Origin of the sequence: Microcystis sp. M090S1 (genome assembly GCF_020246295.1) — a bacterium.
GTDB lineage: Bacteria > Cyanobacteriota > Cyanobacteriia > Cyanobacteriales > Microcystaceae > Microcystis > Microcystis aeruginosa.
The window spans coordinates 1-10,990 of record NZ_JADBTF010000109.1; the positions used below are offsets into that span (position 1 = coordinate 1).

Below are 10,990 nucleotides of genomic sequence, written 5' to 3' on the forward strand. Positions count from 1 at the left end.
AATAGCGACTCTTGTTCGGGTGTGGGGTAAAATCGAAACGAATAGGCTTTTTCCATACCTCACATTTTAGCATATATTTCGTAAATGTGCTAATATTTAACAGTAAAGCCGTCGTAGAACGACGGGGTTTCAGACCCAAAATTTTCGATGAATCAAAGTTTAAGTGATGCGCTAGAGCCGATCGCCGCTGCCTTTCGCGGTCTCGGAACTCCCGAACCGATCGTTCATTGGGGACATCCAGTCATGATGGGGATCGTGGTTTTAGTTATGGGTAGTTATACTGCCTATGCCGGTTGGCAAAGCCGTTTAAGCAAAGATGGGGAAGTAGTGGCCAACAATCGGGCTGATCACCGCAAACTCGCCCCCTGGCTGTTTTTATTTATCGCTCTCGGTTACACCGGCGGTATTTTATCCCTAGTCATGCAGAAACATCCAATCCTCGAAAGCAGCCATTTCTGGACAGGATCGGTCGCAATCGGTTTATTAGCTTTCAATGGATTATTGTCCCTCACTGGCTTCGCTGGCGGGAAAAAAGAACTTTTCCGGACTATTCACGCCTATATCGGCAGTATTGCCCTGATTTTACTGCTAGTTCACGGTGTTTTCGGTCTTCAGTTGGGATTATCTCTCTAGTTGGTTGATCGCTTCGGGTGGGCTATTTCCCACCTGGAGATTTTTCACCGCAGAAGACTGTGGCCAAGGGCATTAATTGAAGAAATCATGACTTTAAGCGCTATTCTTGGGATTCTGCGTTTAGAATTAACAGGTAATTTACCAAGAAAGTATCGTCACGCAACGAGGAGATAGATATTTTGAAGAAAGTAGAAGCGATTATCCGACCCTTTAAACTTGAAGAGGTGAAAATCGCCCTAGTTAATGCGGGCATTGTCGGGATGACCGTCTCCGAAGTTAGAGGTTTCGGTCGTCAGAAAGGTCAATCGGAACGTTATCGCGGTTCCGAGTATACCGTCGAATTTCTCCAAAAACTCAAGATCGAGATCGTCGTCGAAGATAAGCAAGTCGATATGGTCGTCGATAAGCTGATTTCGGCGGCCCGTACCGGTGAAATCGGAGACGGTAAAATCTTCATCTCCCCCGTGGAACAGATCGTCCGCATCCGTACCGGCGAAAAAGATCTCGAAGCGATTTAACCTCCAAACAAGGGATGATAGTACAATGCTGTCATCCCCCCCCCATTGAAAGCAATTCCCATCAAGCAGTGTAACCTAATTTGATATCGACCACCAACGACCGATTCCCCCAAACAAAAACTTTGTACCTCACCATTAAGATAACAAAGGCAGGGGGCAGTCCCGATGCCAAAGTTGGCACCGCCAAGCCTGAAAATATTCTGATCCTAAATCCGGTTATTAAAAACTGATTATTTATTCCCCCTTCATCGCTGCTGAAGACCGCCGAACGGTACAAATAATTTGACCAGACTAGATATGATCATTTCCGGTGACTAAAAAAACCTCTTGCCTAAAAAGGCACAAATATTATATAATGTTTGATCGTGGCCAAAATCGGTGTTAGGTGGTGCTGAAGGCACTGCCGAGCAGAACCGCCTTGGTCGCTCGGTCTTCGCCGGGATACTGAAGATAAACCCTTTAAGTCCTGAAGAAACAAAGACCAGCAACAATCTAGGCAGAACCAGCAACCCTGTCTAGTCTTACTTACGAATTTAACGGGATGCCAGCTTAAATAACTCGAAAAAAGTCATTCAAGTTGGGCAGGCTGATAAAGTGGGAAAAATCTTTCCCGCTCCTATAGCCACGGCCACGTTATTTTTGATTGTCGTCTAGTAAAGATAAAGAGAACAATCCGTGTCTATCGGTATCCTCGGTACAAAACTGGGCATGACCCAAATCTTCGACAACAAAACGGGAGTCGCCATTCCCGTCACCGTCGTTCAAGCCGGTCCGTGTCCCGTCACCCAAGTCAAAACTAAAAAAACCGACGGTTATGAATCCATCCAAGTGGGATACAAAACCGTCAAAGAAAAAGCCCTCAACAAACCGCTGCTCGGTCATTTAGCCAAAGCCGGTGTCTCCCCCCTGCGGCATTTAATCGAATACCGCCTCGAGGACGCATCCGCTTACACTTTAGGCCAAGAAATTACCGCCGCTATCTTCCAAGAAGGCGATTTGGTCGATGTGGCTGGAACCACCATCGGACGGGGTTTCTCCGGCTATCAAAAACGCCATAACTTCAAGCGCGGTAACATGACCCACGGTTCCAAAAACCACCGTCTCCCCGGTTCCACCGGTGCCGGTACTACCCCCGGTCGCGTCTTCCCGGGTAAGAGAATGGCTGGACAATACGGAGCAACCCAAGTTACCATCCGCAAATTGTCCGTGGTCAAAATCGATAGCGAACGCAACCTGATCCTGATCAAAGGAGCCGTCCCGGGCAAACCAGGAACCCTGTTAAACATCACCCCCGCCAAGAAATTTGGTAAATAGGGCAAGGAAAGATTAAAGCCATGGTTAACTACACAGTCAAAAATTGGCAAGGGGAAGAAGCGGGAACAGGCACCCTGGAACTGAAAACCGCTAAACCCGAAACCGCCAAACACCTAATTCACCGCGTCGTCGTCAGCCATCTAGCGGCGGCCCGCCAAGGTAACGCCTCCAGCAAAACCCGCTCGGAAGTGCGCGGCGGTGGTCGCAAACCCTGGCGGCAAAAAGGCACCGGCCGGGCCCGGGCTGGTTCGATCCGTTCTCCCCTCTGGCGTGGTGGCGGTGTCATCTTCGGACCAAAACCCAGAGATTTTGAAGTTAAGGTCAATCGCAAAGAGAAAAGATTAGCCCTGAGAACCGCTTTGATCGGCCAGGCCGATAACTTGATCGTGGTTGAAAGCTTCTCTGAACAATTCTCTCAACCCAAAACCAAAGAACTCACCGCTGCCTTAAATCGCTGGGGAGCGGGTTCAGAGGCCAAAATTCTGCTGATTCTGACGGAAATTCCCGAAAATATCTATTTATCGGGACGTAATATCTGCAATCTCAAAATTATTCGCGCGGACAGTCTCAACGTCTATGATGTCCTCCTAGCCGATCGAGTTATCGCTACCGCCGCAGCCCTAGCCAAAATTGAGGAGGTCTATGGTGCTTAAAACTGAAGCCAGGCAACTCGCCGATCTGATCCTAAAGCCGATCGTGACCGAGAAAGCCACCCTACTCCTAGAACAAAATAAATACGTCTTCGATGTCGCACTGAAAGCGACCAAGCCGGAAATTCAAGCGGCGATCGAACTGCTGTTTGACGTGAAAGTAACGAAAGTGAACACCAGCCGCCCCTCTCGTCAGAAAAAACGCGTCGGCCGTTTCCTCGGTTACAAACCCCAATACAAACGCGCGATCGTGACCCTAGCAGCAGGCGACTCGATCACCCTCTATCCCGACGTATAAAAACCAAGAAACCCGATAACGGAAAACTAAACTATGGGTATTCGTTCTTTTAGACCTTTAACCCCCGGGACAAGGCAGGCGGCCATCTCCGACTTTAAAGAGATCACCAAAACCGAACCAGAAAAGTCCCTAACTCATCACAAACACAGTAAACAGGGGCGTAATAATCGCGGTGTCGTTACCAGTCGTCACCGGGGCGGCGGCCATAAACGCCTCTACCGGATTATCGATTTTCGTCGCGATAAACGGGATATTCCAGCCAAAGTAGCGGCGATCGAGTACGATCCTAACCGTAACGCCCGCATTGCCCTGCTTTTCTACAAAGACGGGGAAAAACGCTACATCATCGCCCCCGCCGGTTTAGGCGTTGGTGATACCGTCATCGCCGGAGAAAACGCTCCCTTCGAGGTCGGTAATGCCCTGCCCTTAAGTCGCATCCCCCTAGGGACAGAAGTTCATAACATCGAACTCGTCCCCGGTCGCGGTGGTCAAATGGTGCGGGCTGCCGGTGGTTTCGCCCAAGTGGTAGCGAAAGAAGGCGATTACGTTACCATCCGCCTCCCCTCCAAAGAAGTCCGCATGATCCGGCGTGAATGCTACGCCACCATCGGAAAAGTCGGTAACGCCGAAGCGAGAAATATCAGTCTCGGTAAAGCCGGCCGTACCCGTCACCGCGGTCAACGACCTCATGTTCGGGGTAGCGTCATGAACCCAGTCGATCACCCGCACGGAGGTGGAGAGGGTCGCGCTCCGATCGGACGTTCCGGCCCGATGACTCCCTGGGGTAAACCCGCCCTCGGTCGCAAAACTCGCAACAAGAAAAAACGCAGTAGCGATCTCATCGTGCGCCGTCGTACCCAGGGTTAGAAATTATTACTTTACTTTTGACTGAAAATTATGGGTCGTTCACTGAAAAAGGGGCCATTTGTCGCCGGCCACCTGATGGAAAAAATCGAAAAACTCAACGCACAGGGCAGTAAACAAGTGATTAAAACTTGGTCCCGTGCCTCGACAATCATTCCCGATATGGTCGGTCACACGATCGCCGTTCACAACGGCAAACAGCACGTTCCCGTCTACGTTTCCGAGCAGATGGTCGGTCATAAACTCGGTGAATTCGCTCCCACCCGCACCTTCCGCGGCCACGCCAAGAGCGACAAAAAAGCAGGACGGAAATAGATCGGTGGGCGGTAATCTTAAAACCGTCAGCCCCCAGTCAGCGTTCAGATAACTATGAGATGGTGGGTTACGGCGACTAGATAAATTAATAACTAAGTATCATAAGTTGTCGTCGCCTAACCCACCCTACCTAACTGATCACTGATGACTGATGACTGATAACTGATAACTGATAACTGATAACTGAAATGACCATCGATACCTCTAACGAAGTCAAAGCGATCGCCCGCTATATTCGGATGTCACCCCTGAAAGTCAGACGGGTACTCGATCAGATCCGCGGGCGCTCCTATCGGGAAGCCCTAATTATTCTCGAATTTATGCCCTACCGGGCCTGTGATCCGATTCTCAAAGTCCTGCGTTCCGCCGTTGCCAACGCCGAAAATAACGAAGGACTCGATCCCGCCACTTTGGTAGTTAGCCAAGCCTTTGCCGATGGCGGCCCGACCCTAAAACGTTTTCGACCCCGGGCTCAAGGGCGCGCCTACCAAATTCGCAAACCCACCTGTCATATCACCGTCGCCGTCGCTCCTAGCAACGAAGACTAATCACCTTAACTAAAAAAAACACAATGGGACAAAAAATCCATCCCCTCGGTTTTCGTCTCGGCGTTATCAAAGATCATAAATCTTGCTGGTATGCCGACGCAAAACGTTACCCCGAACTACTGCAAGAAGATCGCCGCATTCGTCAGTACGTCGAAAAAAACCTTGCTAATGCCGGTATCGCCGATATTCGCATCGAACGTAAGGCCGATCAAGTAGATATCTCCATCCACACCGCCCGACCCGGGGTCGTCGTCGGTCGTGGTGGCACGGGAATCGAACAGCTGCGCCTAGGTTTACAAAAAGCCCTCGGTGGCCAGCGTCAAATTCGCATTAACGTCATTGAGGTCGCTCGCGTTGATGCCGATGCCAACCTGATCGCCGAATACATCGCCCAACAACTAGAAAGACGGGTTTCCTTCCGTCGTGTTGTCCGCCAGGCCATCCAACGGGCGCAGAGGGCCGAAGTCAAAGGGATCAAAATTCAAGTTAGCGGTCGTCTCAACGGGGCGGAAATCGCTCGGACTGAATGGGTGCGGGAAGGACGAGTTCCCCTGCATACCCTGCGCGCCGATATTGATTACTCCTATAAAACCGCCAGCACCATCTACGGGATTCTAGGCGTGAAAGTTTGGATCTTTAAGGGCGAAATTATCCCCGGCCAAGAAGAAATTGCCGCCGCCGTTCCCGCTCAAGCACCGCGCCGTCAACAGCGTCGCCGTCAACAGTTTGAAGATCGCTCTAGTGAGGGCTGATCCCTAATATTTATCAGTGGTAAATAGCTCATGTTAAGTCCCAAAAGAACAAAATTCCGCAAACAACAGCGCGGACGGATGCGCGGGCTGGCCACCGGCGGAAATACGATTAATTTCGGCGATTTCGCCCTGCAAGCCACCGAACCCTGTTGGATTACTTCCCGTCAAATCGAAGCGGCCAGACGGGCAATGACTCGTTATATTCGTCGGGGTGGCAAAATCTGGATCCGCGTTTTTCCCGATAAACCCGTGACCCAACGGGCTGCAGAAACTCGGATGGGTTCCGGGAAAGGTTCCCCCGAATTCTGGGTGGCCGTGGTTAAACCGGGGTTCATTATGTTTGAGATTGCTGGGGTAGCCGAACCCGTGGCCCGGGAAGCAATGCGCCTAGCCGCCCAAAAATTACCGATTAAGACCAAATTTATCACTCGCGAGGAGGATTTTGTCTAATGGCTCTACCAAAAATCGCCGAAGTGAGGAAGATGAGCGATGAGGAAATCGCCGCTGCTATCCTCGCTGCCAAAAAGAAACTGTTTGAATTGCGTTTGCAACAGGCCACCCGCCGCTTGGAAAAAACCCACGAATTCAAACACACCCGCCACCGTCTTGGCCAATTATTGACCGTAGAACGGGAGCGCCAACTAGCCCAGTCCACCCCGGAGGCATAACCCACTATGGCAGTTAAAGAAAGAGTTGGGGTAGTAGTCAGCGACAAAATGGATAAAACCGTAGTGGTAGCCATTGAAAACCGCTCTCCTCACCCTAAATACGGCAAAATCGTCGTGAAAACCCAGAAATTTAAAGCTCACGACGCAGAAAATCAAGCCAAACAAGGCGATCGAGTTCGTATTCGTGAAACCCGCCCCCTCAGTAAAACCAAACGTTGGGAAGTGGCGGAAATATTAACCGATAATTAAATTTCACCTAGGTAAAAACCGTGATTCAACAACAAACCTACTTAAATGTCGCTGACAATAGCGGGGCGCGGAAACTAATGTGTCTGCGGGTGCTGGGAACAGGTAACTGTACCTACGGTGGCATCGGTGACAAAATTATCGCCGTGGTTAAGGACGCTATCCCCAATATGCCCGTGAAAAAATCCGATGTGGTGACGGCGGTGATTGTGCGGACCCGTCAAACCGTCCGTCGCGATAGCGGTATGAGCATCCGTTTTGATGATAACGCCGCCGTGATTATTAATAATGACGGTAATCCCAAAGGTACGCGGGTTTTTGGTCCGGTCGCTCGGGAATTGCGCGATAAAAACTACACCAAAATTGTTTCCTTAGCCCCAGAAGTTCTCTGATCAAAGTCAAAAGTACAAAGGCAATCGGAGGTCAAAAAAAATGAGTAAGAAAAACAGTCAAACCTCACCCCAAAGGCAAAAAATGCACGTTAAAAAAGGGGATGTCGTTCAAGTAATCGCCGGTTCCGATAAGGGCAAAGTGGGCGAAATTTTACGCTCCCTACCCCAAGAAAGTACCGTGGTGGTCAAGGGAGTTAATATCCGCACCAAACATACTAAACCCCAACAGGAAGGAGAATCGGGTCAAATCGTTACCTACGAAGCACCGATTCACAGTTCCAAAGTCATGCTCTATTCCGAGAAGAAAAAAATAGCCAGTCGGGTGGGTTATACCTTTACCGAAGACGGTCGGAAAGTGCGGATACTGAAGAAAACTGGCGAAATTATCGATTAGTTTCCCATCAATTCTAGTTCCTGACCAAGCCCAGGAAAAGCAAGCAGAAAAACTATGAGCAAAAAACTAAAAACCACCTATCAAGAAACCATTGTTCCGAAACTGAAAGAACAATTTGGTTATACCAATATCCACCAAGTACCTAAAGTTATCAAAATTACTGTTAACCGCGGTCTTGGGGAAGCTTCACAAAACGCCAAAGCTTTGGAGTCTTCCAAGGAGGAACTGTCCACCATCACCGGACAACAACCGGTAGTGACCAGGGCCAAAAAAGCGATCGCTGGCTTCAAAATTCGCGAAGGAATGCCCGTGGGTGTCATGGTGACATTGCGCGGCGATCGAATGTACGCTTTTTTAGACCGTCTAATTAATCTGGCCTTACCACGCATTCGCGACTTTCGCGGTATCAGCGGTAACAGTTTTGATGGTCGTGGTAACTACAGTTTAGGCATTCGTGAACAGTTGATCTTCCCCGAAATTGAATACGACAAAATCGATCAAATTCGCGGGATGGACATCTCAATCATCACCACCGCTAAAAACGACGAAGAAGGACGCGCCCTCCTCAAAGAGATGGGAATGCCCTTTAGATAAATCAATCAAGAGAAAAGGAAAAAAATCAGGAAAAAGTGGCAAGGGAAAAGGGAGAAAGCGATTTTGTCAGAGAAATTACTGAATAAATCCTACCTACCTTCTCCTGACGACTGGCTCCTGACTCCTGACTCCCGCAATAACTGACCACTGATGTTGATCCCAATTTAGGAGAAAAACAGGTAATTCATGTCTGCTAACGATACCATCTCGGATATGCTGACCCGCATCCGTAACGCTTGCGCGGTTCGGCAGACCACTACTCAAATCCCCACCACGCGGATGACGCGCAGTATTGCTCAAGTTCTCAAGGACGAAGGCTTTATTGCTGACTTTGAGGAAGTGGGTGAGGGGATTAAATCTCAATTAGTTCTTTCCCTCAAATATAAAGGCAAAAACCGTCAACCGATCATTACTACCCTCACCAGAGTCAGTAAACCGGGCCTGCGAGTTTATTCCAACAGTAAAGACTTACCTCGCGTCCTCGGTGGCATTGGCATCGCCATTGTTTCCACCTCTAAAGGCATTATGACCGATCGCGAAGCGCGTAAACAAAACGTTGGCGGCGAAGTCCTTTGCTACATCTGGTAAACAAGGATAAGCTATCAGCCGTCAGCCTTTCCAAGTTTAAACCTGATAGCTGACCCACTGATAACTCTTCCGGTGATAACTGATAACTGATAACTGATAACTGTTATGTCTCGTATTGGCAAACGCCCGATTCCTATTCCCAATAAAGTCACCGTCGATATCGATGGTGCTACCGTGACGGTGAAAGGACCCAAAGGAACTCTCCAGAGAACCCTACCCACCGCCGTCGCCATCAATAAAGATGGCGAAACTCTGCTCGTTACCCGTCAAGACGATTCCCGTACCGCCAGGGAACGCCACGGACTCTGTAGAACTCTAGTAGCTAACATGGTGGAAGGAGTCGCTACCGGCTTTCAAAAACGCCTCGATATCCAAGGGGTGGGCTACCGCGCCCAGGCGCAGGGTAGTAAATTAGTTCTTAATGTTGGTTACAGTAAACCCGTGGAAATGGAGATGCCCGATGGTGTTTCCGTCGCCGTAGAAAACAACACCCAAGTTATCGTCAGTGGCATCGACAAAGAAGCCGTCGGTAACATTGCCGCTAAAATCCGCGAAGTTCGTCCCCCCGAACCTTATAAAGGTAAAGGGATTCGCTATCTTGGTGAAGTTGTCCGTCGCAAAGTTGGTAAAGCTGGCGGTAAAGGCGCTAAAGGCGGTAAAGGAGGTAAAAAATAAACCATGAAACTTAGTCGCAAAGAATCAGTCCGTCGTCGTCACCAGCGTGTGCGTCGCAAAATTAATGGCACTGCTGAACGGCCGCGTTTATCCGTATTTCGTTCTAATAACCACATCTACGCCCAAATTATCGACGACGTAGCCCAACATACCCTCGCTGCTGCTTCTACCCTAGAGGCAACCTTGCGCGGGGAATTGGAATCCACCGCTACCCAAGAAGCCTCGGCTGCCGTGGGTAAACTGGTGGCCCAACGGGCCCTAGACAAAGGCATTGAACAAGTGGTTTTTGATCGCGGTGGCAATCTCTATCACGGTCGCGTCAAAGCCTTAGCAGAAGCGGCTCGGTCAGCCGGCTTAAACTTCTAAAATATCCTTTCAACACTGATAAAACTATGGCAAAACGTCGCAAAGGCAACCGCGAAAAAGAAAAAGAAACCACTTGGCAAGAGCGGGTCATCCAGATCCGCCGGGTTAGTAAAGTGGTTAAGGGTGGTAAAAAACTCAGCTTCCGGGCTATCGTCGTGGTCGGTAATGAAAACGGCCAGGTGGGAGTGGGAGTCGGCAAAGCAGGGGATGTTATCGGGGCCGTCCGTAAAGGCGTGGCCGATGGCAAAAAACAACTAATTGAAGTCTCCTTAACTAAGGCTAGTTCTATCACTCACCTTACCCGGGGGGCTTCCGGTGGCGCTCAAGTGATTATGCGTCCGGCTGCTCCGGGGACTGGGGTTATTGCCGGGGGTGCTGTCCGTACCGTTTTAGAATTAGCCGGGGTGAAAAATATCCTCGCTAAACAACTCGGTAGCGATAACCCCCTCAATAACGCTAGAGCCGCCGTTAACGCCCTGGAAACTCTCCGCACTTTCTCGGAAGTGGCCAAGGATCGAGGCGTATCTGTAGAACATTTGTACACCTAAAGAAATCACCATGAAACTCCACGAAATCGCCCCCCAACCGGGGTCCACTAAACGTCGTCGTCGTGTGGGACGGGGTATCTCGGCCGGCCAGGGCGCTAGTTGCGGTCTGGGAATGCGCGGACAAAAATCTCGCTCCGGGACGGGGACTCGTCCCGGTTTTGAGGGGGGACAAATGCCCCTCTATCGTCGGGTTCCCAAATTAAAGCATTTTCCTTTGGTTAACCCCCGTCAATACACAATCGTTAATCTGAAAAAATTAGCTTCTTTACCCGCTAATACGGAAGTTACCCTGGAAAGTCTCCTAAAAGCTAAAATTCTCACCAGCAACGACGGACCTTTAAAAGTTTTAGGTGATGGTGAAATTACCGTTCCCCTCAAGGTGAAGGCCGCTGCTTTTAGCAATAGTGCTAAAGAGAAAATTACCGCCGCTCAAGGTACTTGGGAAGAAATTTAACGGAGGCAGGAGACAGGAGACAGGAGACAGGAGACAGGAGACAGGAGACAGGAGACAGGAGACAGGAGACAGGAGACAGGAGACAGGAGACAGGAGACAGGAGACAGGAGACAGGAGACAGGAGATTATTTTTATTTATCCTTCCCATCCCCCCACACCCCACACCCCACACC

21 protein-coding genes and 1 pseudogene are annotated in these 10,990 nt (G+C 49.9%); 21 read left to right on the top strand and 1 reads right to left on the bottom strand.

Annotation, left to right across the window (positions count from 1 at the left end; translation table 11 throughout):
* Positions 1 to 56, bottom strand: a 56-nt coding sequence (locus tag IM477_RS22925) for a helix-turn-helix domain-containing protein (RefSeq protein ID WP_072024880.1), incomplete at its 3' end; no start/stop codon positions are given.
* Positions 57 to 147: 91 nt separating this feature from the next.
* On the opposite strand from IM477_RS22925, the gene IM477_RS05040 reads away from it, so the two are divergent.
* The 21 genes and pseudogenes from IM477_RS05040 to IM477_RS05140 all read left to right on the top strand — a co-directional run.
* A complete protein-coding gene (locus IM477_RS05040; protein ID WP_287078906.1) occupies positions 148 to 633 on the top strand; it encodes a DUF4079 domain-containing protein in 486 nt (161 codons plus the stop codon).
* Between the two features lie 179 nt (positions 634 to 812).
* Positions 813 to 1,151 (top strand): P-II family nitrogen regulator, encoded by a 339-nt coding sequence (locus IM477_RS05045; RefSeq protein WP_002787863.1) that lies wholly within the window; start codon positions 813 to 815, stop codon positions 1,149 to 1,151.
* Between the two features lie 675 nt (positions 1,152 to 1,826).
* On the top strand, positions 1,827 to 2,465 hold the full coding sequence (gene rplC / locus IM477_RS05050) for a 50S ribosomal protein L3 (RefSeq protein ID WP_002734589.1): 639 nt from the start codon (positions 1,827 to 1,829) through the stop codon (positions 2,463 to 2,465).
* 20 nt (positions 2,466 to 2,485) lie between these two features.
* The gene (rplD, locus tag IM477_RS05055; protein WP_287730789.1) at positions 2,486 to 3,118 is read left to right on the top strand and encodes a 50S ribosomal protein L4; all 633 of its coding nucleotides are present in this window, start codon (positions 2,486 to 2,488) and stop codon (positions 3,116 to 3,118) included.
* Positions 3,108 to 3,413, top strand: coding sequence for a 50S ribosomal protein L23 (locus IM477_RS05060; RefSeq protein ID WP_012267967.1), 306 nt, complete (start codon positions 3,108 to 3,110; stop codon positions 3,411 to 3,413). The genes rplD and IM477_RS05060 overlap by 11 nt, the downstream gene beginning before the upstream one ends.
* Positions 3,414 to 3,446: 33 nt before the next feature.
* Positions 3,447 to 4,280: a 50S ribosomal protein L2 gene (gene rplB, locus IM477_RS05065; RefSeq protein ID WP_002796427.1), complete on the top strand. Its 834-nt coding sequence runs from the start codon at positions 3,447 to 3,449 to the stop codon at positions 4,278 to 4,280.
* Between the two features lie 30 nt (positions 4,281 to 4,310).
* Positions 4,311 to 4,592: a 30S ribosomal protein S19 gene (rpsS, locus tag IM477_RS05070; RefSeq protein WP_002753908.1), complete on the top strand. Its 282-nt coding sequence runs from the start codon at positions 4,311 to 4,313 to the stop codon at positions 4,590 to 4,592.
* 188 nt (positions 4,593 to 4,780) lie between these two features.
* Positions 4,781 to 5,140, top strand: a complete 360-nt coding sequence (gene rplV / locus IM477_RS05075) for a 50S ribosomal protein L22 (protein WP_150978028.1) — start codon at positions 4,781 to 4,783, stop codon at positions 5,138 to 5,140.
* Between the two features lie 23 nt (positions 5,141 to 5,163).
* Entirely contained in the window at positions 5,164 to 5,892 is a 729-nt protein-coding gene (rpsC, locus tag IM477_RS05080; RefSeq protein WP_002796425.1) for a 30S ribosomal protein S3, read from the top strand.
* A 30-nt stretch (positions 5,893 to 5,922) separates the two neighbouring features.
* A complete protein-coding gene (rplP, locus tag IM477_RS05085) occupies positions 5,923 to 6,342 on the top strand; it encodes a 50S ribosomal protein L16 (protein ID WP_002734310.1) in 420 nt (139 codons plus the stop codon).
* Positions 6,342 to 6,560, top strand: a complete 219-nt coding sequence (rpmC, locus tag IM477_RS05090) for a 50S ribosomal protein L29 (protein ID WP_012267966.1) — start codon at positions 6,342 to 6,344, stop codon at positions 6,558 to 6,560. The genes rplP and rpmC overlap by 1 nt, the downstream gene beginning before the upstream one ends.
* 6 nt (positions 6,561 to 6,566) lie before the next feature.
* The gene (gene rpsQ, locus IM477_RS05095; RefSeq protein ID WP_002796423.1) at positions 6,567 to 6,809 is read left to right on the top strand and encodes a 30S ribosomal protein S17; all 243 of its coding nucleotides are present in this window, start codon (positions 6,567 to 6,569) and stop codon (positions 6,807 to 6,809) included.
* 20 nt (positions 6,810 to 6,829) lie between these two features.
* Positions 6,830 to 7,198, top strand: coding sequence for a 50S ribosomal protein L14 (gene rplN, locus IM477_RS05100; protein ID WP_002732358.1), 369 nt, complete (start codon positions 6,830 to 6,832; stop codon positions 7,196 to 7,198).
* A gap of 40 nt (positions 7,199 to 7,238) precedes the next feature.
* The gene (rplX, locus tag IM477_RS05105) at positions 7,239 to 7,592 is read left to right on the top strand and encodes a 50S ribosomal protein L24 (RefSeq protein WP_079206324.1); all 354 of its coding nucleotides are present in this window, start codon (positions 7,239 to 7,241) and stop codon (positions 7,590 to 7,592) included.
* Between the two features lie 54 nt (positions 7,593 to 7,646).
* Positions 7,647 to 8,186, top strand: a complete 540-nt coding sequence (rplE, locus tag IM477_RS05110; RefSeq protein ID WP_287730793.1) for a 50S ribosomal protein L5 — start codon at positions 7,647 to 7,649, stop codon at positions 8,184 to 8,186.
* A 186-nt stretch (positions 8,187 to 8,372) separates the two neighbouring features.
* Positions 8,373 to 8,774, top strand: a complete 402-nt coding sequence (gene rpsH, locus IM477_RS05115) for a 30S ribosomal protein S8 (RefSeq protein WP_002734721.1) — start codon at positions 8,373 to 8,375, stop codon at positions 8,772 to 8,774.
* Between the two features lie 105 nt (positions 8,775 to 8,879).
* Positions 8,880 to 9,449, top strand: coding sequence for a 50S ribosomal protein L6 (gene rplF, locus IM477_RS05120; RefSeq protein ID WP_069475528.1), 570 nt, complete (start codon positions 8,880 to 8,882; stop codon positions 9,447 to 9,449).
* Between the two features lie 3 nt (positions 9,450 to 9,452).
* Positions 9,453 to 9,815 carry a 50S ribosomal protein L18 gene (gene rplR, locus IM477_RS05125; RefSeq protein ID WP_002753900.1) on the top strand — a complete coding sequence of 121 codons (363 nt, stop codon included), beginning with the start codon at positions 9,453 to 9,455 and terminating at the stop codon, positions 9,813 to 9,815.
* Between the two features lie 26 nt (positions 9,816 to 9,841).
* On the top strand, positions 9,842 to 10,363 hold the full coding sequence (gene rpsE, locus IM477_RS05130) for a 30S ribosomal protein S5 (protein ID WP_002746611.1): 522 nt from the start codon (positions 9,842 to 9,844) through the stop codon (positions 10,361 to 10,363).
* Positions 10,364 to 10,373: 10 nt separating this feature from the next.
* On the top strand, positions 10,374 to 10,817 hold the full coding sequence (rplO, locus tag IM477_RS05135) for a 50S ribosomal protein L15 (protein ID WP_079206322.1): 444 nt from the start codon (positions 10,374 to 10,376) through the stop codon (positions 10,815 to 10,817).
* Positions 10,802 to 10,990, top strand: a pseudogene (locus tag IM477_RS05140) (hypothetical protein); the annotation flags it as partial. The gene rplO and the pseudogene IM477_RS05140, both read left to right, overlap by 16 nt.